At 71.9% G+C, this 22105-nt stretch carries 20 protein-coding genes; 7 read left to right on the forward strand and 13 right to left on the reverse strand.

The window, feature by feature from the left end; genetic code table 11:
* The 3 genes from ACZJYS_RS11890 to ACZJYS_RS11900 form a co-directional block, all read left to right on the forward strand.
* Nucleotides 1-714, forward strand: a 714-nt coding sequence (locus ACZJYS_RS11890) for a divergent polysaccharide deacetylase family protein (protein ID WP_493178282.1), incomplete at its 5' end; no start/stop codon positions are given.
* A gap of 13 nt (nucleotides 715-727) precedes the next feature.
* On the forward strand, nucleotides 728-1198 hold the full coding sequence (locus tag ACZJYS_RS11895) for an RNA pyrophosphohydrolase (RefSeq protein WP_109516279.1): 471 nt from the start codon (nucleotides 728-730) through the stop codon (nucleotides 1196-1198).
* Nucleotides 1199-1275: 77 nt separating this feature from the next.
* Nucleotides 1276-2955 (forward strand): methyl-accepting chemotaxis protein, encoded by a 1680-nt coding sequence (locus ACZJYS_RS11900; RefSeq protein ID WP_493178287.1) that lies wholly within the window; start codon nucleotides 1276-1278, stop codon nucleotides 2953-2955.
* Between the two features lie 39 nt (nucleotides 2956-2994).
* Here the strand turns inward: ACZJYS_RS11900 and ACZJYS_RS11905 are convergent, their stop codons facing one another.
* Both ACZJYS_RS11905 and ACZJYS_RS11910 read right to left on the reverse strand, forming a co-directional pair.
* Nucleotides 2995-4320: a TldD/PmbA family protein gene (locus tag ACZJYS_RS11905; protein WP_493178292.1), complete on the reverse strand. Its 1326-nt coding sequence runs from the start codon at nucleotides 4318-4320 to the stop codon at nucleotides 2995-2997.
* A complete protein-coding gene (locus ACZJYS_RS11910; RefSeq protein WP_109516282.1) occupies nucleotides 4317-5582 on the reverse strand; it encodes a M16 family metallopeptidase in 1266 nt (421 codons plus the stop codon). The genes ACZJYS_RS11905 and ACZJYS_RS11910 overlap by 4 nt, the downstream gene beginning before the upstream one ends.
* Nucleotides 5583-5874: 292 nt before the next feature.
* Between ACZJYS_RS11910 and ACZJYS_RS11915 the strand changes: the two genes are divergently transcribed.
* Both ACZJYS_RS11915 and ACZJYS_RS11920 read left to right on the forward strand, forming a co-directional pair.
* A complete protein-coding gene (locus ACZJYS_RS11915) occupies nucleotides 5875-6333 on the forward strand; it encodes a septal ring lytic transglycosylase RlpA family protein (protein ID WP_379649447.1) in 459 nt (152 codons plus the stop codon).
* A gap of 141 nt (nucleotides 6334-6474) precedes the next feature.
* Entirely contained in the window at nucleotides 6475-6924 is a 450-nt protein-coding gene (locus ACZJYS_RS11920; RefSeq protein ID WP_493178295.1) for a septal ring lytic transglycosylase RlpA family protein, read from the forward strand.
* A 70-nt stretch (nucleotides 6925-6994) separates the two neighbouring features.
* Here the strand turns inward: ACZJYS_RS11920 and thrC are convergent, their stop codons facing one another.
* A complete protein-coding gene (thrC, locus tag ACZJYS_RS11925) occupies nucleotides 6995-8401 on the reverse strand; it encodes a threonine synthase (protein ID WP_379649443.1) in 1407 nt (468 codons plus the stop codon).
* Nucleotides 8402-8455: 54 nt separating this feature from the next.
* On the opposite strand from thrC, the gene ACZJYS_RS11930 reads away from it, so the two are divergent.
* Together ACZJYS_RS11930 and ACZJYS_RS11935 are read left to right on the forward strand one after the other, a co-directional pair.
* A complete protein-coding gene (locus ACZJYS_RS11930) occupies nucleotides 8456-10306 on the forward strand; it encodes a S9 family peptidase (RefSeq protein ID WP_493178298.1) in 1851 nt (616 codons plus the stop codon).
* Nucleotides 10307-10314: 8 nt separating this feature from the next.
* Nucleotides 10315-11388: an aminotransferase class I/II-fold pyridoxal phosphate-dependent enzyme gene (locus tag ACZJYS_RS11935; protein WP_493178300.1), complete on the forward strand. Its 1074-nt coding sequence runs from the start codon at nucleotides 10315-10317 to the stop codon at nucleotides 11386-11388.
* A 92-nt stretch (nucleotides 11389-11480) separates the two neighbouring features.
* Here the strand turns inward: ACZJYS_RS11935 and ACZJYS_RS11940 are convergent, their stop codons facing one another.
* The 10 genes from ACZJYS_RS11940 to ACZJYS_RS11985 form a co-directional block, all read right to left on the reverse strand.
* Nucleotides 11481-11945, reverse strand: coding sequence for a RidA family protein (locus ACZJYS_RS11940; protein ID WP_379633113.1), 465 nt, complete (start codon nucleotides 11943-11945; stop codon nucleotides 11481-11483).
* Nucleotides 11946-12141: 196 nt separating this feature from the next.
* Nucleotides 12142-13200, reverse strand: a complete 1059-nt coding sequence (locus ACZJYS_RS11945) for an alanine racemase (RefSeq protein WP_493178304.1) — start codon at nucleotides 13198-13200, stop codon at nucleotides 12142-12144.
* Nucleotides 13201-13281: 81 nt separating this feature from the next.
* Entirely contained in the window at nucleotides 13282-14403 is a 1122-nt protein-coding gene (locus ACZJYS_RS11950) for an endo-1,4-beta-xylanase (RefSeq protein WP_493178309.1), read from the reverse strand.
* A gap of 8 nt (nucleotides 14404-14411) precedes the next feature.
* A complete protein-coding gene (locus tag ACZJYS_RS11955; protein WP_493178312.1) occupies nucleotides 14412-15281 on the reverse strand; it encodes a ferritin-like domain-containing protein in 870 nt (289 codons plus the stop codon).
* Nucleotides 15282-15408: 127 nt separating this feature from the next.
* Nucleotides 15409-15819 (reverse strand): ATP synthase F1 subunit epsilon, encoded by a 411-nt coding sequence (atpC, locus tag ACZJYS_RS11960; protein ID WP_493178314.1) that lies wholly within the window; start codon nucleotides 15817-15819, stop codon nucleotides 15409-15411.
* A gap of 22 nt (nucleotides 15820-15841) precedes the next feature.
* Nucleotides 15842-17272: a F0F1 ATP synthase subunit beta gene (gene atpD, locus ACZJYS_RS11965; RefSeq protein WP_379633103.1), complete on the reverse strand. Its 1431-nt coding sequence runs from the start codon at nucleotides 17270-17272 to the stop codon at nucleotides 15842-15844.
* A 14-nt stretch (nucleotides 17273-17286) separates the two neighbouring features.
* Nucleotides 17287-18168 (reverse strand): F0F1 ATP synthase subunit gamma, encoded by an 882-nt coding sequence (locus ACZJYS_RS11970; protein WP_109516291.1) that lies wholly within the window; start codon nucleotides 18166-18168, stop codon nucleotides 17287-17289.
* Between the two features lie 21 nt (nucleotides 18169-18189).
* Entirely contained in the window at nucleotides 18190-19725 is a 1536-nt protein-coding gene (gene atpA / locus ACZJYS_RS11975; RefSeq protein WP_109516292.1) for a F0F1 ATP synthase subunit alpha, read from the reverse strand.
* A 1-nt stretch (nucleotide 19726) separates the two neighbouring features.
* Nucleotides 19727-20308 (reverse strand): F0F1 ATP synthase subunit delta, encoded by a 582-nt coding sequence (locus ACZJYS_RS11980; RefSeq protein ID WP_109516293.1) that lies wholly within the window; start codon nucleotides 20306-20308, stop codon nucleotides 19727-19729.
* Between the two features lie 213 nt (nucleotides 20309-20521).
* The coding region (locus ACZJYS_RS11985; protein WP_493178322.1) for a primosomal protein N' at nucleotides 20522-22105 on the reverse strand (1584 nt) is incomplete at its 5' end.

The raw sequence follows: 22105 nt of genomic DNA on the forward strand, positions 1-22105 counted from the left end.
GCCTATGCCCGCCCCTTCGACGCAGCGGATGCCAGGCCGCGCATCGCCCTGGTGATCGGCGGCTTCGGCGGCGCGGGGCTGCGCGCCGAGGAGGCGCTGCGCCGCCTGCCGCCCGCCGCCACCCTCGCCATCAGCCCCCTGGCGCTGCGCCCGGACCTGCTGCTGGAGCCGGCGCGGCGGCGCGGCATGGAGGTGGTGCTGGCGCTGCCGCTGGAATCGCCCGGCGACCTGCCGGCCGGGCACCTGCTGCGCGCCAGCCTGCCGCCGGGCGAGAATTTGGAGCGGCTGCACCGCGCCATGGGCCGCTTCGCCGGCTATGCCGGCGTCGTCGGCGCGCTGGGCGCGCAGCGCGGGGAGCGCTTCCTGGCCAGCCCCGAGGCGCTGGCGGTGGTGCAGGAGGAGGTGCGCGCGCGCGGGCTCTACTATGTCGACCCCCGCCCCGGCGCCACCGCCCTGGCCTGGCACGCCGCCGCCGACCTGCTGCTGGACGAGTTGCCGACCCGTGGCGAGGTGGAGCACCGCCTGTCGCAGCTGGAGAGCCTGGCGCAGCGGCACGGGCGGGCGGTCGGCCTGGCCGCCGAGCCGACGCCGCTGCTGGTGGACCGCATCGCCGCCTGGGCGGCCGGGCTGGAGGCGCGCGGCCTGGTGCTGGCGCCCGCCAGCGCCGTGCTGCACGCGCCCGACAACACGCCGATCCCTTCCGCTTCCCGCTAGAGACCGATCCCCCATGGCCGAGCTGCCCTACCGCCGCAATGTCGGCGCCGCCCTGTTCAACCATGCCGGCCAGGTGCTGATCGCCCGGCGCGCCGACGTGGCGCAGGATGCCTGGCAGCTTCCCCAGGGCGGGCTGGACGAGGGAGAGGAGCCGCGGGACGCCGTGCTGCGGGAGCTGGCCGAGGAGATCGGCACCGCGCGGGCCGAGATCATCGGCGAGGTGCCCGAATGGCTGCGCTATGACCTGCCGGCGGAGCTGGTGGGCAAGGCGCTGGGCGGCCGCTACCGGGGCCAGATGCAGAAATGGTTCGCCCTGCGCTTCCTGGGGCGGGACGAGGAGATCCGCCTCGACCTCGACCCGCATCCCGAGTTCAACGCCTGGCGGTGGGAGGCGCTGGCGGCGCTGCCGGCGCTGGTGGTGCCGTTCCGGCGGCCGGTCTATGAGCGGCTGGTCCGGGAATTCTCGCATCTCGCGGGGCTGTGACACCACCGGCCCGACAACATTAGGCGCCCGGTAAGGAAACCGGCTGTCCACTGCCGCTGGAAACGGCAGTGGGCGTCATGGCAAATTTCCTCAACCGGTTGAGCATCCGCGGCAAGGTGCTGCTCTCCTTCGGCGTGCTGCTGATGTTCTTCATCGGCAACGGGCTCTACGGCGCGGCCCAGCTCCGCACCATCAACCATGACATGATCGAGATGCGGGACAACTGGATGCCCTCGGTGCGGGCCCTGGGCGAACTGCAATACGGTCTGGCGCGGGAGCGCATCCGCCTCTCCCGCCTGCTCGCCACCCGGGATGCGCGCGAGCGGCCGCAGGTGCAGGCCGAGTTCGACTCCATGGTGCGGGAGGTGCGGCGGCAGATCGACGCCTATCCGCCGATGATCTCGGGCCCGCAGGAACGGGCGCTGTATGACCGCTTCCTGACCGAGTACCGCGCCTACAACACGATCAACGACGATCTCCTGCGGAAGGACGAGGCCGCGGCGCAAAGCTTGTTCAACAACGAATCCGCCCGCGCCATCCGCGTCGCCTTCGGCACGCTGGACGAGATGCTGAAGCTCAACCGCGCCGGCTTCATGGCCGCCAGCACCATGGCCGAGGAAGCCTACGGCATGGCCATGACGGGCATCCTCACCACCGCCACGCTGGCGCTGCTGGCCGGCCTCGGCATGGCGCTGTGGATGGACCGCAACCTGGGCCGGGCGGTGGTGCGGCTCTCCGGCGCGCTGCGCAAGGTGGCGCGGCGGGACTACGATTTCACGCTGGCCGAGCGCGACCGCCAGGACGAGATCGGCGAGATGGCGAAGGCCCTGGAGGAATGCCGCCGCGGCCTGCGCGAGGCCGACGCGCTGGCCGCCGCGCAGGAGGCGGAGCGGCAGGCGAAGGAACATCGCGCCACCCAGCTCACGGCGCTGATGGCGCGGTTCGAGGGCAAGGTGGGCGACATGGTGGATATGCTCGCCGCCGCCTCGACCCAGCTGGAAGCCACCGCGCAATCCATGGCCGGCACCGCCAGCGAGACGGGCCAGCAGGTGGAGCGCGTGCTCTCCTCCTCGCAGGAGGCCGGCCAGGGGGTGCAGACCGTCGCCTCCGCCACCGAGGAGCTGACCGCCTCGATCGGCGAGATCAGCCGCCAGGTGGCGCAGGCCACCGCCGTGACGGCGCGGGCGGTGAGCGACGCGCAGCGCACCGACGACACGGTGCGCGCCCTGGCCGAGAGCGCGGCGCGCATCGGCGAGGTGGTGGGGCTGATCAACACCATCGCCGGGCAGACCAACCTGCTGGCGCTGAACGCGACCATCGAGGCGGCGCGGGCGGGAGAAGCCGGCAAGGGCTTCGCCGTGGTGGCCAGCGAGGTGAAGAACCTGGCGAGCCAGACCGCCAGGGCCACGGATGAGATCCGCAGTCAGATCACGCAGATCCAGAGCGCCACGCAGCAGGCTGTGGTCGATATCCAGGCGATCACCGGCACGATCGGCTCGATCAGCGACATCACCTCCACCATCGCCGCCGCCATCGACGAACAGGGGCTGGCGACGCGCGAGATCGCCAGCAGCGTCACCCGCACCGCGCAGGCCACGGACAGCGTCAGCGGCAGCATCGCCGAGGTGAATCAGGGCGCCGAGATGACCGGCGCCTCGGCCCGCCAGGTGCTGCAGGCCTCGGGCGAGCTGTCCCGCCAGTCGGAGCGGCTCCGGTCCGAGGTGGGGCAGTTCATCACCCAGGTGCGCGCCGCCTGAGCATCGGCGCAGGCGGCCGCGGCTGCCTGCGCCGGCGGCTCAGCTGCCGGCGATGGTCAGCCCATCGACGCGCAGGGTCGGCGCATCGGTGCCGCGGCGGAAGCGCAGGTCGCCGGCGGCCCGCATGTTGAGGAACATGTCCTTCAGATTGCCGGCCACGGTGATGCCGCTCACCGCCTCGGCCAGCTGCCCGTCGCGGATCACGAAGCCGGCGGCGCCGCGGCTGTAGTCGCCCGTCACGCCGTTCACGCCGGAGCCGATCATCTCCGTGACGTAAAGGCCCTCGCCGATATCGGCCATCAGCGCCTCCGGCGTGCCGCTGCCGCCTTCCAGCCACAGGTTGGTGGTGGCGGGCGCCGGGGGGCTGGAGATGCCACGGCTGGCATGGCCGGTGGAACGCAGGCCGAGCTGCCGCGCGCTGCGCCAGTCCAGCACCCAGGAGCGCAGCACGCCATCCTCCACCAGCGCCAGGGGCGCGCCGGGCATCCCCTCGCCGTCGAAGGGGCGGGAGCGCAGGCCGCGGGGGCGCAGCGGGTCGTCGCGCAGGCTGAGGCCGGGGCTCAGCACCGCCTGGCCCATGCGGTCGCGCAGGAAGGAGGTGCCGCGCGCCACCGCCGCCCCATTCAGCGCCGCCGCCAGATGCCCGGCGAGTGAGCCGGCCACGCGCGGGTCATAGACCACGGGGCGGCGGCCGGTCTTCATGCGGATGGGGTTCAGGCGGCGCACGGCGCGCTCGGCCGCGGCGCGGCCCAGGGCGGCGGGATCCTCCAGGTCGGCGAGATGGACGGCGCTGCTGTAGTCGTAGTCGCGCTCCATGCCGGTGCCCTGGCCGGCCACCGCCGTCACCGAGATGGAATGGCCGCTGCGCCCGTATTCGCCCGCGAAGCCGGCGGAGCTGAACAGCGCCACCTCGGTGCGGGCGAAGCCGGCCTCGGCACCCTCGCTGTTGGTGACGCCGGGCACCGCCAGCGCCGCGTCCTCCGCCAGGGCGGCGCGGGCGATCAGCGCCTCGGCATCCGGCTCGGCGCTGTCGTTCAGCGCCAGGTCCAGCGCCGGCACCGGGTGCGGCTCGCCGAGGCCGGAGAAGCGGTCCGGTGGCACGGCGCGGGCCATGGCAACGGCGCGCTCGGCCAGCGCCTGGAAGCCGCGCGGCTCGGCATCGGTGGCGGAGACGATGGCCTGCCGCTGGCCGACCAGCACGCGCAGCCCGAGATCCAGCCCCTCGGAGCGCTCCAGATGCTCCAGCTTGCCCAGGCGCCGGTGCACCGAGAGCGCGGTGCCCACGATCATCAGCGCATCCGCCGCATCCGCCCCCGCCGCGCGGGCGGCGGCGACGAGGGATTCCAGGCGCTCCAGCCGGTTCATGCGGCGAGCTTCTCCACGATGGCGGGCAGGCCCGGCACCTTGCCGGCGGGGCCGAGGGCGGCCAGCGTCGGGCGCGAGCGGAAGATCATCGCCGCCGCCTGCTGCACCTGCTCCACCGTGACGGCGGCGATCTTGGCCTTGGTCTCCTCGACGGGGATGAGGCGGCCATGCACCTGGATCTGCCGCGCCAGCTGCTCGCAGCGGCTGCCGGTGGATTCGAGCGACATCAGCACCGAGGCGCGCAGCTGCGCCTTGGCGCGGGCCAGCTCCTCCTCCGTCACGTCGTGCTGCACGCGCCGCAGCTCCTCCAGCGCCACCGGCACCAGCTCGGCCGCCTGCGCCTCGCCCGTGCCGGCATAGATGGCGAAGAGGCCGCCATCGCGGAAGGGCTGGGCGAAGGAGTAGATGGAATAGACCAGCCCGCGCTTCTCGCGGATCTCCTGGAACAGGCGGGAGGACATGCCGCCGCCGAGCAGGGTGGAGAGCAGCATGGTGGGGTAGTGCATCGGCGTGGCCACCGCCGGGCCCTCGAAGCCCAGCACCACATGCACCTGGTCGAGCTCCCGCTCCTCGCGGAACTCGCCGCCGCCGTAGCGCGCCACCTCCGAGGGGGTGGGGCTGACCACCGGCAGGTCGGCGAAGTGGCGCTCCACCAGGCCCACGAGGTGCTCGTGCTCCAGCGCGCCGGCGGCGGCCACCACCATGCGGCTCGGGCCGTAGTGGCGGCGCATGTAGCCGGTCAGCACCTCGCGCCCCATGGCGGCGATGCTCTCCTCGGTGCCGAGCGTCGGGCGGCCCATCGGCTGGTCGGGGAAGGCGGTGGACTGGAAGTGGTCGAAGATGATGTCGTCCGGCGTGTCGTTCGCCTGGCCGATCTCCTGCAGGATGACGCCGCGCTCGCGCTCCATCTCCTCGGGGATGAAGGTGGAGTGCGTCAGGATGTCGCCGATGATGTCTGCGGCGAGCGGCATGTCCTCCTTCAGCACCTTGGCGTAGTAGGCGGTCTGCTCGCGCGCCGTGTAGGCGTTCAGGTGGCCGCCGACATTCTCGATCTCCCGCGCGATGGAGGCGGCGTCGCGCTTCTCGGTGCCCTTGAAGGCCATGTGCTCCAGGAAGTGGGAGGCACCGTTCTCGGCCCCCGTCTCGTCCCGCGTGCCGGCATGGACATAGGCGCCGATCGACACGGTCTCGACCCGTGGCATGGCCTCGGAGACAATGGTGAGCCCGTTGGCAAGGCGCGTCAGCCGCACCGCTTCAGTCATGAGCAAGCATTCCTGTGATCGGCCCGCGCGGAGAGGGGGATGGCGGGCGGAAACCCATTTGATTCCGAATGTAGTGTCGAAATGCGCCGCGTGCGACCCCGCCCGCCGCCATGCCTGGGCCGCATGGCAAGCACTGCCTGCGTCCGGCCGCCCTGCTGCGCCCGTTCACGGGGCGGTGTGGTGCCACAACGTCTCGGCCCCCGCTTCGTTAAGGTTCTGTAAGGCCCCGACGGACGCCGCGAGAGACGTTCCGAGGGCCTTGCCCCCTGGAAACTGACGAGGAACACGATCCATGCGTGGCCTGCCCCTGGCCCTGTCCTGCCTGCCCGCCCTGCTGGCGGGTGCCCTGCTCGCGACGCCCCCTGCCCAGGCCCGCAGCGCCGCGCCTCTCGCGGCGGCGGCCACAACGGGAAGCATGGCATTGCCGGTGCGCGAAGAGAATGCGCGCCCGCATCGTGGCGAGGCCTCCTTCTACCATGACCGCTTCCATGGGCGGGAAATGGCCAATGGGGAGACCTTCCGGCAGGAATCGGATTCCGCCGCCAGCCGCACCCTGCCCCTCGGCACCCGTGCTCAGGTGCGGAACCTGGAGAATGGCCGGACCGCCGAGGTGACCATCGAGGATCGTGGCCCCTATGCGCGCGGCCGGGTGATCGACCTGAGCAAGAGCACCGCCCGCAAGCTGGACATGATGGAGGATGGCACCGCGCCCGTGGAGGTGCGGCCGCTGCCCGGAAACCGGCAGGACTGACCGCCGATCCCGGCGGCCTGGGCCGACCCACCCAGCCCGGCCGCATTGCCCGGGGCGACGGGCGCCCCATCTGAGACAGACCCGGTCATGGGCGGCGGTGCCGCCCCATGGCCCATCGCAAGACAAGGAGGGCCATCCATCATGCGAGGATTGAAGCTGGCCGCAATCTGCGCCGCCCTTGGCCTCACCGCCATTCTCTCCCCCGTCGAAAGCCGCGAGGTGAAGCGGGAGACCGCTGCCCGCAGCGCCACCGCGGGCAAGCCGGCCCCGCGTACGGCGCACCGGGTGCAGCGGGGGCGGGCTTCGTTCTATGCCAATCATTTCCACGGCAAGCGCATGGCCAATGGCCGCCGCTTCAACCGCAACTCCAACGCGGCAGCCAGCCGCACCCTGCCGCTCGGTACCGAGGCACGGGTGAAGAACCTGGAGAATGGCCGCACCGCCGTCGTCACCATCCAGGATCGCGGGCCGTTCAAGCGCGGGCGGGTGATCGATGTCAGCCCCCGCATCGCCACCCAGCTCGGCATGCGCGAGGACGGGGTGGTGATGGTCGAGGTGGTGCCGCTCAGCATTCCCAGCAACCCGGGCTGAACCGGCCCCTGATGCCCGGGAAAGCCGCAGGCCGGGAAAGGCGCCATGGCCTCTCCCGGCTTCCGGGCTGTCAGGCGGCGTTGCGCCGCGCATGGCCGCGCACGGCGGCCTCGATGCCCTCCAGATCGTTTGGCAGCACGCTGAAGCGCTCCTCGCGCTCATAGAGATCGGCCAGCCGTGCCGGCAGGGGCGGGCGGAAGCCGGTGGCCTTTTCCACCGCATCCGGGAACTTGGCCGGATGCGCCGTGGCCGCCACGATCACCGGGATGCCCTTGTCCTCCGGACGGTGCGCCCGCGCTGCCGCCATGCCGATGGCGGTGTGCGGATCGGCCAGATAGGCGCTCTCCCGCCACAGGCGGCGGATTTCTTCCAGTGTTCCCTCGTCGGAGAGGGTGTGGCCGTGGAACAGGGTGGTTGCCTTCTTCCAGGCGGCGTCCGGCACCGGCATGCGGCCCTCGGCGCGGAAGCGCTGCATGGTCGTGGCCGTGGCCGCCGCGTCCCGTCCCAGCAGCTCGAACAGCAGCCGCTCGAAATTCGACGAGACCTGGATGTCCATGCTCGGCGAGAGCGAGGGCGCCACACCCTGCACCGACATGTCGTTGGCGGCGAGGAAGCGGGCCAGGATGTCGTTGCGGTTGGCGCCGATGATCAGCCGCTCGATCGGCAGGCCCATGCGGCGCGCCACCCAGGCGGCCAGCACATTGCCGAAATTGCCGGTGGGGACGGAGACGGCCACCGGGCGGTCCGGCGCGCCGAGCGCCAGCGCGGCATAGGCGTAGTAGGGCACCTGCGCCGCGATGCGCGCCCAGTTGATGGAATTGACCGCCGAGAGGCGCATCTCCTGGCGGAAGGGCGCGTCGTTGAACATCGCCTTCACCAGGTCCTGGCAGTCGTCGAAGCTGCCCTGGACGGCGATGTTGTGGATGTTGGGCGAGAGCACCGTGGTCATCTGCCGGCGCTGCACCGCGGAGGTGCGGCCCTCGGGGTGCAGGATCACCACGTCGATCGCGGCGCGGTCGCGGCAGGCCTCGATGGCGGCGGAGCCGGTGTCGCCCGAGGTGGCGCCGACGATGGTGACACGCTCGCCGCGCTTCGCCAGCGCATGGTCGAAGAGCTGCCCGAGCAGCTGCATCGCCATGTCCTTGAAGGCCAGCGTCGGCCCGTGAAACAGCTCCAGCGAGAAGATCCCCGGCTCCACCTGCACCAGCGGCGCCGTGGCGGCATGGCCGAACCCGCCATAGGCGGCGTGGGCCATGCGCAGCAGCGTGGCCTCGTCCGGCGTGCCGCCGGTGAAGCGCGCCATGAGGTGCGCGGCCAGTTCCGGATAGGGCAGGCCGCGCAGGCCGCGCCACTCGGCGGCCGAGAGCAGCGGCCAGGTTTCCGGCATGAACAGGCCGCCATCCTCGGCCAGCCCGGCCAGGAGGACGCCTTCGAAATCGCGGGCGGGGGCGGCGCCCCGGGTCGAGACATAGCGCATGATGCGGGCAGATTAGGCCCTGGCGCGGCATCCGGCCATGCCGGTTGCGCGCATTTGCCGCGCTCCACCGCCTTGGCGCGCGGGCCGATCGGGTTCACCGTGGCGCCCATGTCCTCCGATGCCGCGCCCGCCGATGCCGCCGCCCTGCTCGAGCGGCTGCTCGCCACCCCCACCGCCAGCGCCCCCACCCATGCCGGGGATGGCCGGCTCTACTTCCTGCATGACGCGGAAGGCTCCGCGCAGGTCTGGGAGATCCCGGCCGGGGGCGGCACGCCCCGGCCGCGCACCCGCCACCGCGACGCCGTCTCGCACGTCGCCGGCCTGCCGGATGGCGGCGTCGTGTTCGGCCGCGACGGCGCCGGCGACGAGCGGGTGCAGCTGCACCACCTGCCGCCCGAGGGCGAGGCCCGCGCGCTGACCGAGGCGCCGGAGGTGATCCATGGCTGGGGCGCCGTCTCGCCCGACGGCCGGCGCATCGCCTACACCGCCAATGCGCGCGACCCGGCGCACACCGATGCCTGGGTGATGGACCTCGCAACCGGCCAAGCCCGCTGCGTGGCCGAGGTGGAAGGCCCGCACGAACTGCCCGCCTGGGCGCCGGAGGGCGACGCGCTGCTGCTGGCCACCGCCCCCCGCACCTTCGAATCCAGCCTCGACCGCGTGGCCCTGGCCGATGGTGCCCGCACCCCCCTCACCCCGCATGAGGGCGACTGGCGCCACCAGGCGCCGCGCGGCAAGGCCGGTGGCGGCGGCTTCTGGCTGCTGACCGACCGGGAGCGGGATTTCCTGGGCGTGGCCTTCCAGGAGGCCGGGGCGGCGCCGCGCTTCCTCTACGCCCCGCCGCATGACGTGGAGGTGCTTCAGCTCTCGCCGGACGAGTCGCTGCTGGCGGTGGTGGTGAACGAGGGCGGCTACTCCCGCCTGCGCTTCCTGGATGCGGCCAGCGGCGCGGTGCGGGCCGCGCCCTGGCACCCGCGCGGCGTCATCACCAAGGTCAGCTGGGCGCCGGATGGCAGCCATGTGGCCTTCGACCTGGCGGGCTTCGCCTTTCCCGCCGGGCTGCACCGCGCCTGGCCGGACCGGGCGGAGAGCGAGCCGCTGTTCCCGGCCGACGTCCCGCGCGGGCTGCGGCAATGGGAAAGCATCACCTACCCCACCCATGACGGGCGGGAGATTCCCGCCTTCCTGGCCCTGCCGGAAGGCGAGGCGCCGGCCTCCGGCTGGCCCATGCTGGTCTGGGTGCATGGCGGCCCGGCGGCGCAGGCGCTGCCCAATTGGCGGCCCGACCTGCAGGCGGTGCTGGCCATGGGCATCGGCGTCCTGGTGCCGAATGTGCGCGGCTCCACTGGCTATGGCCGTGACTACGCCGCGCTGGACGACCGGGAGAAGCGGCTGGACAGCGTGGCCGACCTCGCCGCCGCCCATGCCTTCCTCGCCGCCCGGCCAGGGGTGGATGGGGCGCGCATCGGCATCATGGGGCAGAGCTATGGCGGCTGGATGGTGCTGGCCGCCACCACCGAATACCCGGCGCTCTGGGCCTGCGGCGTGGATTTCTACGGCATCGCCCGCTGGAAGACCTTCTTCGAGCGCACCGGCCCCTGGCGCATCGGCCACCGCGCCGCCGAATATGGCGACCCGGCGCGGGACGCCGAATTGCTGGAGCGCCTCTCGCCGCTGCTGCGGGCGGAGCGGATCGCCTGCCCGCTGCTGGTGGCGCAGGGGATGACCGACCCGCGCGTGCCGCCGCAGGAGAGCGCGCAGATCGTGGCGGCGCTGGAGCGGCGCGGCGTGCCGGTGGAATACCTCACCTTCCCCGATGAGGGGCACGGCTTCACCAAGCGGGACAACCGGCGGCGGGTCTACCGGGCCGTGCTGGCCTTCCTGGCGCGGCACCTGAAGGGCTGAGGGCGGGCATGTACGATCTCTGGGTGAACTACCCCGCCATCCCGGCGCAGGAGGCGGCGGTCTCCGGCGCGCTGCGCGGCCTGCTGGAGGGCGGCGCTCCCCTGCCTGCCGCCTATGGCCCGCCCCAGGGGGCGGAGGCGGCACGCCGGGCCATCGCGCCGCTGCTCGGGCTGGCGCCGGGGCAGGCGCTGGCGCTGACCTGCGGCGGGCAGTCGGCGCTGAGCGTGGCCTTCGCGGCGGCGCTGGCGGCGGCCGGGCCGGGGCGGCGGCGCATCGCCATGGAGGCGCACACCTTCCCCATGGCGCGGCACTTCCTGGCGCTGGAAGGCGTGCCGACCCTCGGCCTGCCGATGGATGCCGAAGGCATGGACCTCGCCGCGCTGGAACAGGCCCTGGCCAGCCCCGAGCCGCCCGGCGTGCTCTATGTGATGCCGGTGGTGCACAACCCGCTCGGCCTCACCTACAGCGCGGCGCGGCTGGCGGCGCTGGCCGCGATCGTGGCACGGCACGACCTTTGGGTGGTGGAGGACGAGGCCTATGCCTTCCTCGCCGCGCCCGAGCTGCGGCCGCCCAGCCTCGCCAGCCTGCGGCCGGAGCGGGTCTTCGGCATGTGGAGCCTGTCCAAGATGGTCTCGCTCTCGCTGCGGCTGGGGGCGGTGTCGGCGCCCGCAGCGCTGGTCGAGGTGGCGGCGGAGCAGATCCGCATCCGGGGCCTGACGGCCAACCCGGTGATCGCCGCCGCCACGGCGCGGCTGGCGGAGGATGGCACCGCCGATTGCCTGATGGCGGAGAAGCGCGCCGAGGGCGCCGCGCGCCGTGCCCTGGCGCGGGAGATTCTGGGCACGGCGCGCTTCGCCACCGAGCCCGGCGATTCCTGGCACATCTGGATGCACCGCCCCGCCGGCGAGGCGGAGGCGGATTTCCTGGCGCGGGCGCGGGCGGCGGAGGTCTCGCTCGCCCCCGCCACGCCCTTCCGCCATGCCGGGGGCGAGGCGCCCTTCTTCCGCCTCTCGCTGGGCGGCGAGGCGGAACGGGCAAGGCTGGCGGAGGGGCTGGGCCGGCTTGCCCGCGTACTCACTTAGCGGCCGCTGGCCGGGAGCGTGACGCCAAACTCGAAAAGTCTTTTTGCTTCTTTTTCTTCAGAAAAAGAAGGTTCCTCCCTCCAATCCTCCTCTCACGGCAGGATGCGGATGACGGCCTCGATCTCGACCGGCACGTTGGAGGGCAGCGAGCCCATGCCGACGGCCGAGCGGGCATGGTGGCCACGCTCGCCCAGCACGGCGGCGAGGAGCTGCGAGCAGGCGTCGATCACCTTGGGCTGCTCGCCGAATTCCGGCGTGGCGTTGACCATGCCGAACACCTTGAGGAACTCCACCCGCTCCAGCGAGCCCGCGGCCTCGCGCGCCACGGCCAGGAGATGCAGCGCGCAGAGCTCGGCCGCCTTGCGCGCCTCCTCCACCCCCATCTCCGCGCCCACCTTGCCCTGGATGACGGAGCCATCGGCCAGCCGGGGCACCTGCCCCGAGAGATAGGCGACATCGCCCACGCGGCGGAACGGCACGTAGCTGAACAGCGGCTTGCCCACCTTCGGCAGGCTGTGCCCCAGCGCCTCCAGGCGTTGCTCGGCGGTCTCGGTCATGCGTTGCTCCTTTGACTTGAAAGAAGAAAAGAAGAGGGGCTCCGGGGAGAATTCCTTCTCCCCGGGGTCTTTTCAGTTGCGCCTGTGCTGACGCACAGCCGCCCTCAAACGCCAGCGCCGGCATCCTCCGGCTTGGCTCCGCCGCACAGGCGGCGGCGCCCGTTCGGGCGCTCGTCCCGCGCTGCGGGCCGCGCTCTCAAAGGGTCTTCCCCCGCGCCGCGACATCCTGGAACCCCAGGAACTCCCCCCCGCGCACGAAGGCGATACGGTCGTGCAGGTTGCTGACGGGGCAGACATGGTTGGGCACCACGCGCAGCCGCTCGCCCAGCTCCGGCTTCCGGGCGCAGGCGGAGAGGTCGAGCATGCCGTGCTCCTCGCTCAGCCGCTCCAGCCGCGCTTCCGGGTAGTCGGGGAAGTAGCCGTGGCCGAGTTCCGCGCCCCCCGGCATCAGGTCGGCCGCGAAGCTCTTGGTGCCGGCGTCGATGATGCCGCGCTCCGCCGTGGGGCGGCTGATGACCGTGACATGCAGGTGCAGGGCGCAATCGGCCCAGCCGGCATGGCCCGCCGCCACCATCATCCGGTCGTTGTAGATGTAGGTGCCGACGCGCAGCTCGTTGACCGGCGCCACCTCATGGGTACGGAAGGCATCCGGCGTGCCGCCGCCGGAGAGGATGGCGGGCTCCAGCCCCTCCGCCCGCAGCCGCGGCAGGATTGCCTCCAGGAACACGGCGCTGGCGGCGGAGACGGGGTAGGTCATCAGCCCGTCGAAGCGCAGGCCGGGGGTGGCGCGGGCGGCGCGGGCCAGCTCCAGCGCCGCCTCCACGCTGGTGACGCCGGTGCGCCGGGCGCCGCTGTCGAACTCCACCAGCACGCCGATCTCGGCCCCCGCGGCGGCAGCGGCCTCGGCGGCGTTGCGCAGGGCCAGCGGGTTGTCCACCGCCACGCGCATCCGCGCCCGGCCGGCCAGCGCGCCGAGGCGCGCGGCCTTGCCCTGCCCCAGCAGCGGGTAGGAGATCAGGATGTCGTCCAGCCCGGCATCGGCCATCACCTCGGCCTCGCCCAGCTTCTGGCAGGTGATGCCGCGGGCGCCGAGCGCCACCTGCCGCTGGGCCAGGGCCGGGATCTTGTGCGTCTTGATGTGCGGCCGCAGGGCCAGGCCGTGGCGGTCGCAGTATTCCTGCATCCGCGCCAGGTTGGCCTCGACCACGGCGAGGTCGACGACGGGGACGGGGGTTTCGAGGGTGGCGAGATCCATCGGGGCTCCAGCGCGAGACATGCCCGCCAGGAAACACCCGATCGGCGCCGCTGTCGCCCCCTCGCGCGGCTTCGCCGCCGTTCAGCGGCCCTGGAAGGCGCGGGCCAGGGCTTCCCACAACGCCTTGCGGCGCCATTCCGCGTCGAGCGGCAGGCCGCGATGGGTGCGGCCGTCGCGCAGCGCCACGGCGGGCTCGGTGGCCAGCCAGGAGTATTTGTCGGACAGGCCCCAGGTGAGGATGGTGCGCACCCCGCCCTCCAGCGCCGTGGCGACGAAGGCATGGGCACGCTCGGCCACCAGCGCGTCGCGCGCCCCCATGTCCTGTGGCGGGCTCGGCGCCTCCCGCACATCCAGCTCGGTGATCAGCACGGCCAGGCCCATCTGCCGCAGCTCGGCCAGGAAGGCGGCGAAGGGCGCCGGGCGGAAGGGGCGGACCATCTGCAGGTGCGCCTGGATGCCCACCGCATCCAGCGGCGTGCCCCGCGCCAGGAGGGAGCGCAGCAGCGCCAGCAGGCGGCGGCGCTTCTCGGTGGCGTCGGGCGTGTCCTCCTCGATGCCGTATTCGTTCAGCGTCAGCCGCAGGGTGGGGTCGCGCTCGCGCGCCATGCGGAAGGCGATGTCGATGTAGTTGGGCCCCAGCGCGCGCAGCCAGGGCGTGTCGCGCAGCTCGCCGGGGCCGGCCTGGGGCACGTCGCTGCCGGGCGGGTTGGCCACCGGCTCGTTGACCACGTCCCAGTCGCGGATCTGGCCGCGGGCATGGGACAGGACGCGGTCGAAATGCGCGGCCATCACGGCCAGGGCGCGGTCCCGCCCCTCGCCCAGGGCGGCGCGGGTCCAGTCCGGCAGGTCGTTGTGCCAGATCAGCGCATGGCCGCGCACCGGGCGGGCGCGGGATTGCGCCCAGCGCAGGATGGAATCGAGCGGGGCGGTGTCGAAGCGGCCCTCCTGCGGCTGCAGAGCGGACCATTTGGCCTCCCATTCCGGCACCAGGATGGCGGCCTCGGTCTCGAAGGCGCGGTGGTAATCCGGGTCGGTCTCCAGGAGCTGGCCCTGCACGGCAGCGCCGAAGGTGAGGCCCTGGCTGCGCGCCAGGGCGCCCAGGCTGGGCAGGCCGGAGAGATCGGGCGCGGCCTGGGCCCGGCCCAGGGAGGGGGACAGCGTGCCGGCGGCCGTGGCGGCCAGCAGGGTGCGGCGGCGAAGCATGGCGATGCTCAAGCCGCGGCCGGGCTGCGTGCGGCGAGCTTCCCCTTGGTGGCATCGGAGCGCGCCAGCCATTGCTGGTATCGCCCGTGCCGCCAGCGCAGCAGCCGCCACGCCCCTTGCGCGGCGAGGCCCGCCAGGCGGCCCCGGGGCGTCAGCCCGATCGATTTGAAAACCATGCCCATGCCACGCTCGATATGCCGGTAGCGATAGTAGCCCATGGCACGCCCCATGTAGCCGGCGATACACCGTTCATGGTCGTAGGCCGCGCCTTCCGGCTCGTTGCCGCAGTGATAGGCATAGGCCAGCTCGTCATCCTCCGACTCGCCGATGCGGCCGGCGGCGACGCGCAGGCGCTGCGGAAAGGAGAGCCGTTCCCGCGCCAGGTAGCGCTTCATGTGGTCGTAGAAGAGCTTGAAGTGGCGGTACTCGTCCGCCGCGATGAGGCGGCAGATCTCCTTCAGCACCGGCTCCTCCGTCGCCTCGCCCAGGGCCGTGTAGTAGCTGGAGGTGCCGGTCTCCACCATGCAGCGGGCGATCAGCTCGCCGGTGCGGCTGCCACGGATGGAGGCATCGGCGTTGACGTCGATCCGGTAGCCGTTGCGGTAGCGCTCGAAGGCGTCGTCGAAGCTCCAGCCGGGGTCGGCCAGCATGGCCCAGCGGCCCAGCGCGTCGCCATGCTGCACCTCCTCCACCGCCCAGTTGTCGGCAGCCTGGCGGAAATCCGGGTCGTCCTGGAAAACGCGGTTGAGATAGATGGCGTAATCGACGCCGTTCTTCTCCACCATCGCCGCCGCCTTCACCAGGGGGATCAGTCCGGCGTCGAGCCGCGCCGGATCGAACCGGTTCCAGGCCACCTGCGCGATCTGCCAGTGCTTCATGCCGCTGCCCCCACCGCCCGGGGCACGCGCCAGCCCAGGGACATAGAAAAACGCCGTCCGCAGGGATGATCTGCGAACGGCGTCGGGAATCAAGTCACAGCCCGGACAGGACCGGCGGCGCGGTGCCTCAAGCGGCCTCGGCCGCGGCGGCCATCTCACGCGCGGCAAGCAGGCGGTCCATCGCCGCCTCGCGCGTCTCCGGCGTCTCGCTGCCGGCCGCGTCGTAGGCGGCCTCGGCCTCCTTCACACGGGCGGCGGCGGCGGCGCGGGAGAGCGAGGCGACGGGCGTCGCCTCATCCGCCAGCACCGTGACGCGGGTCGGCGTGATCTCGGCGAAGCCGCCGAGCACGAACAGCCTCTCGGTGGTCTGCCCGTTCTCCTGCACGCGGATGACGCCGCCCTTGAGGGTCACGATCATCGGCGCCATGCCGGGGAGCACCCCCATCTCGCCCTCCGCCGCCGGGATGATGGCCATCTCGACGGGGCGGGAGAGAAGGAGCTTCTCCGGGCTCACCAGTTCCAGGTCGAAGGTCGCCATGGATCAGCTCCCCCTGCCCGGTTCAGGCCGCGGCCTTGAGGGTCTCGGCCTTCTTCACCGCGTCCTCGATGGTGCCGACCATGTAGAAGGCGGCCTCGGGGAGGTGGTCGTACTCGCCCTTGCAGATGGCGGCGAAGGAGCGGACCGTGTCCTCGATCTTGACGAACACGCCCGGCGTGCCCGTGAAGACCTCGGCGACGTGGAAGGGCTGGCTGAGGAAGCGCTGGATCTTGCGCGCGCGCGCCACGATCAGCTTGTCGTCCTCGGACAGTTCGTCCATGCCCAGGATGGCGATGATGTCCTGCAGCGACTTGTAGGTCTGCAGGATGCGCTGCACCTCGCGGGCCGTGTTGTAGTGCTCGTCGCCGATGACGCGGGGGTCCATCGCGCGGCTCGTGGAGTCCAGCGGGTCCACGGCCGGGAAGATGGCCTGCTCGGCGATCGAGCGCGACAGCACGGTGGTCGCGTCGAGGTGGGCGAAGGAGGCGGCGGGGGCCGGGTCGGTCAGGTCGTCGGCGGGCACGTAGATGGCCTGCACCGAGGTGATCGAGCCCTTCTTCGTCGAGGTGATCCGCTCCTGCAGGGCGCCCATGTCGGTGGCCAGCGTCGGCTGGTAGCCCACCGCGGAGGGGATGCGGCCGAGCAGGGCCGAGACCTCGGCGCCCGCCTGGGTGAAGCGGAAGATGTTGTCGATGAAGAACAGCACGTCCTGGCCCTGCTCATCGCGGAAATACTCCGCCATGGACAGGCCGGAGAGCGCGACGCGGGCGCGGGCACCCGGCGGCTCGTTCATCTGGCCATAGACCAGCGCCACCTTCGAGCCCTCGGTGGAGCCGTTCTCGCCGAGCTTGATGACGCCGGCATCGATCATCTCGTGATAGAGATCGTTGCCCTCGCGCGTGCGCTCGCCGACGCCGGCGAACACGGACACGCCGCCATGGCCCTTGGCGATGTTGTTGATCAGCTCCTGGATGGTCACCGTCTTGCCGACGCCGGCGCCGCCGAACAGGCCGATCTTGCCGCCCTTCAGGTAGGGGCACATCAGGTCGACGACCTTGATGCCCGTCACCAGGATCTCGGCCGAGGTGGCCTGGTCCTCGAAGGCGGGAGCATCGCGGTGGATGGTGTAGCTCTTGGTTGCGGCCACCGGGCCGCGCTCGTCGATCGGCTCGCCGATGACGTTCAGGATGCGGCCGAGGGTGCCCTCGCCCACCGGCACGGAGATGCCGGCGCCCGTGTCCACCACCTCGGCGCCGCGGACCAGGCCGTCGGTCGTGTCCATGGCGATGGTGCGGACGGTGCGCTCACCGAGGTGCTGCGCGACTTCCAGCACCAGGGTGCGGTCGCCGATCATCACCTTCAGGGCGTTCTGCATGCTCGGCAGTTCGGCGGGGAACTGCACGTCCACGACAGCGCCCAGGACCTGCGTGACCTTGCCAACGTTGTTCTTCATGGCCGTCATTCCCCTCAGAGGGCTTCCGCACCCGAGATGATCTCGATCAGCTCGCGGGTGATGTTCGCCTGACGCGTACGGTTGTAGGTCAGGGTCAGCTTGTTGATCATGTCGCCGGCGTTGCGCGTGGCGTTGTCCATGGCGTTCATCTGGCTGCCGAAGAAGCCAGCGGAATTCTCCAGCAGCGCGCGGTAGATCTGGATGGCCAGATTCTTCGGCAGCAGCTGCGCCAGGATCGTCGCCTCGTCCGGCTCGTACTCGTACCACGCCTGCGCGTCACCCGCCTCGGCCTTGGCCTCCGGCAGCTCCGCCGGGATCAGCTGCTGGCCCGTGGGGGTCTGGCTGATCACGTTGCGGAAGCGGTTGTAGATGAGCGTGCAGACGTCGAACTCGCCCGCCTCCAGCATCGCGGTGACGCGGGTGGCGATCTCGTTCGCATCCTCGAAGCCGACGCGCTTCTTGCCCTGGAAGCTGACCTCGCCCACCACGCGGGAGGCGAATTCACGCTTCAGGTAGGAGGCGCCCTTGCGGCCGACGGTCAGGATCTTGACCGTCTTGCCTTCCGACTCCAGCGCCCGGATCCGGGCGCGGGCGAAGCGGCTCACATTGGTGTTGAAGGGGCCGGCCAGACCGCGGTCGCCGGTGACGACGACCAGCAGGTGCACCTGGTCCGCGCCGGTGCCCACGAGGAGCTTCGGCGCGTCCGGGTTGCCGGCCACCGCCTGCCCGAGCGCGCCCAGCATGCGGGCCATGCGCTCGGCATAGGGGCGGGCGGCCTCGGCCTGCTGCTGGGCGCGGCGGAGCTTCGCCGCCGCGACCATCTTCATCGCCTGGGTGATCTTCCGGGTGGATTTGACGCTGTTGATGCGTCCCCGGAGTTCCTTGAGGTTGGCCATGCTGTCTGCCCCGGCCCGATCTCAGACCGCGAAGGACTTGGCGAAGTCGTCCATGAAGGACACCAGCTTCGCCTCGTTCTCCTTGGTGATCTCCTTCTTGTCGCGGATGCTGGCGACGATCTCCGGCGCATTGGCCTTGATCGAGGAGAGCAGCTGCGTCTCGAAGGCGCCGACCTTGGCGACCGGGATCTTGTCCAGGTAGCCGCGGACGCCGGCGAAGAGCGAGATCACCTGCTCCTCGACGGGCACCGGCTTGAACTGCGGCTGCTTCAGCAGCTCGGTCAGGCGCGCGCCACGGGCCAGCAGGGCCTGGGTGGAGGCGTCGAGATCCGAGGCGAACTGGGCGAAGGCCGCCATCTCGCGGTACTGGGCCAGCTCCAGCTTGATCTTGCCGGCGACCTGCTTCATCGCCTTGATCTGGGCGGCGGAGCCGACGCGGGAGACCGAGAGGCCGACGTTCACGGCGGGGCGGATGCCCTTGAAGAACAGCTCGGTCTCCAGGAAGATCTGCCCGTCCGTGATCGAGATCACGTTGGTCGGGATGTAGGCGGAGACGTCGCCCGCCTGCGTCTCGATCACCGGCAACGCGGTCAGCGAGCCGAGGCCGGCGGCCTCGCCCATCTTGGCCGCGCGCTCGAGCAGGCGCGAGTGCAGGTAGAACACGTCGCCCGGATAGGCCTCGCGGCCCGGCGGACGGCGCAGCAGCAGCGACATCTGGCGGTAGGCCACGGCCTGCTTCGACAGATCGTCGTAGAAGATGACCGCGTGCTTGCCGCTGTCGCGGAAGAACTCGCCCATGGCGCAGCCCGTGTAGGGCGCCAGGAACTGCATCGGCGCCGGGTCGGACGCCGTGGCGGCGACGACGATGGAGTATTCCATCGCGCCGTTCTCTTCCAGCGTGCGGACCAGCTGCGCCACCGTCGAGCGCTTCTGCCCGATGGCGACGTAGATGCAGTAGAGCTTCTTCGACTCATCGCCGGAAGCGTTGATCTGCTTCTGGTTGATGATGGTGTCGATGATGACGGCGGTCTTGCCGGTCTGGCGGTCGCCGATGACCAGCTCACGCTGGCCGCGGCCGATCGGGATCAGCGCGTCGATCGCCTTCACGCCCGTCTGCATCGGCTCGTGCACCGACTTGCGCGGGATGATGCCGGGCGCCTTCACCTCGACCAGGGCGCGGGTCACGTCGACCAGCGGACCCTTGCCGTCGATCGGGTTGCCCAGGCCATCGACCACGCGGCCGAGCAGGCCGCGGCCGACCGGCACGTCGACGATGTCACCCGTGCGGGAGACGGTGTCGCCCTCGCGGATCTGCTGGTCGTTGCCGAAAATAACGACGCCGACGTTGTCGGTCTCGAGATTGAGCGCCATGCCCTTGAGGCCGGCGGAGGGGAACTCCACCAGCTCACCGGCCATGACATTCTGCAGGCCGTAGACGCGGGCAATGCCGTCGCCCACGGTCAGCACGGTGCCGACCTCGGCAACATTCGCATCGGCGTCGAAACCGGCGATCTGCTGCTTCAGGATCTCCGAGATCTCGGCGGGACGGATCTCCATATCAGGCGGCCCCCTTCATGGCGTACTGCAGGCGCTGCAGCTTGGACTTGATCGAGCTGTCGTAGAGGCGGGACCCGAGACGGACGACCAGGCCACCCAGCAGGGTGGTGTCGACGCGCTCGACCAGCTTCACGTTGGAATACCCGGCTTCCGTCAGCCGCGCGACGAGCTGCGTGCGCTGCGTGTCGGAAAGCGGATGGGCGGTGGCGACCTCGGCGGTCTGCTGACCGCGCTGCTCGGCGAGCAGCGTGCCGAAGGCGGCGATCACCTGCGGCAGCGCCGCGAGGCGGCGGTTGGCGATCATCACGCCGACCAGGTTGCGGACCTCGCCGGAGATTCCGGCGCGCTCCAGCACGGCGAGAGCGCCGCGCCGCTGCGCGCCGCTGTCGAGGCGCGGATCCTCGACGAAGGCGCGGAAGGCCGCGTCCTTCGACCAGAGGCCGTTCAGGCTGTCCAGGTCGGCGGCGACGGAATCGACCGCCTTCTTGTCCTTGGCCAGCTCCAGCAGCGCCAGCGCGTAGCGCTGCGCGAGGCCGGAAGGTTGGGTCGCGTTGGGCGAGACGTTGGTCGCTTCGGAGGCCACGGAGGATCCCGTTCTCTGCTATCCCGGCGTCCCGCCGCGCGGTGCCCCGGAGGGCATTCCGGCGGTTGGACATGATTTCGACGCGCGCGGACATCGTCCGCCGCGGCGGCCCGGCATTAACACAAGGTATTGCGGCGCGGCAACGGGGGGTGCGGCGGATTCGTTACCGGGTCTTCACCAGCCTGTCGCAATTTGTCGCTTTGCCGCGCCGCGTCACAGGAAGCTGACGGGGTCGATATCGACCTGCACTCGCACCCCGGCCGGCACTCCGGCGCGGGAGAGCCACTCCCGCAGCAGCGGCTGCACCGCCACGTCCCGCCGCGCCTTCAGCAGCAGCCGCCGCCGGTGCCGCCCGCGCAGCAGGGCAAGCGGCGCCGGCGCCGGGCCCAGCACCTCCACCCCCTCCGCCTGCGGCGCGGTGAGCCCCAGGTCGCGCGCCGCGCGGTCCGCCTCCCGCTCATCCTCGGCCGAGACGATCAGCGCGGCGAGCCGGCCGAAGGGGGGCCAGTGGCCGGGGCGGCGGCTTTCCGCCTCGGCCTCCATGAAGGCGTCGAGGTCGCCCGAGACCAGCGCCTCCAGCACCGGGTGCTCGGGGCTCCAGGTCTGCAGCAGCACCCGCCCCGGCGCCTCGGCCCGGCCGGCGCGGCCGGCCACCTGGTGCAGCAGCTGCACCGTGCGCTCGGCGGCGCGCAGGTCGCCGCCCGCGAGGCCGAGATCGGCATCCACCACCCCCACCAGGGTCAGGTGCGGGAAGTGCCAGCCCTTGGCGACGATCTGCGTGCCGATGATGAGGTCCACCTCGCGCTCCTGGATGGCGCGCGCCGCCTCGGCCGCCGCGGCGGGGCCGGGGATGGTGTCGGAGGCCATCACCAGCCGTCGCGCCTCGGGGAAGAGCAGCGCCGCCTCCTCCTGCACCCGCTCCACGCCAGGGCCGAGCGGCGTCAGGCTGCCCTCGGCGGCGCATTCGGGGCAGGTCTCGGGAATCGGCTCGGCATGGCCGCAATGATGGCATTGCAGGGTGCGGCGCACCCGGTGCTCCACCAGCCAGGCGGTGCAGTTGGGGCAGCGCATGCGGTGGCCGCAGCTGCGGCAGAGCGTCAGCGGCGCGTAGCCCCGGCGGTTGAGAAACAGCATGGCCTGCTGCCCCGCCGCCAGCGTCTCCCGCACCGCCTCGACGAGCGGCGGGCTGAGGAAGCGGCCGCGCTCGGGCGGCGTGCGCCGCTGGTCGATCACCGCCACCTCGGGCAGGCTGGCGCCGCCATGCCGCACCGGCAGGTGCAGCGCGGCGTAGCGGCCGGTCCCCGCATTGGTCAGCGTCTCCAGGCTGGGCGTGGCGGAGACCAGCACGCAGGCGGCGCCGGCGAGGCGCGCGCGCACCACCGCCATGTCCCGCGCGTGGTAGATGACGCCCTCCTCCTGCTTGAAGGCGGTCTCATGCTCCTCGTCCACGATGATCAGGCCGAGATCCGGGAAGGGCAGGAACAGGGCCGAGCGCGCGCCCACCAGCACCGGCGCCCGCCCCTCGGCCACGGCGCGCCAGGTGTCCCGCCGCAGCCGGCTGCCGAGCTCGGAGTGCCACAGGGCGGGCGGGCCGCCGAAGCGCCGCTCGAACCGCTCCAGCCACTGGGTGGAGAGGGCGATCTCGGGCAGCAGCACCAGCGCCTGGCGGCCCTGCTCCAGGCATTCCGCCACCGCCTCCAGATATACCTCCGTCTTGCCCGAACCGGTGACGCCGGTGAGCAGCGTGACACCGAAGGCCCGCGCCGCGGTGGCCTCGCGCAGCGCCGCCGCCACCTG

The sequence above is a fragment of the Roseomonas sp. TS2 genome (assembly GCF_058833935.1).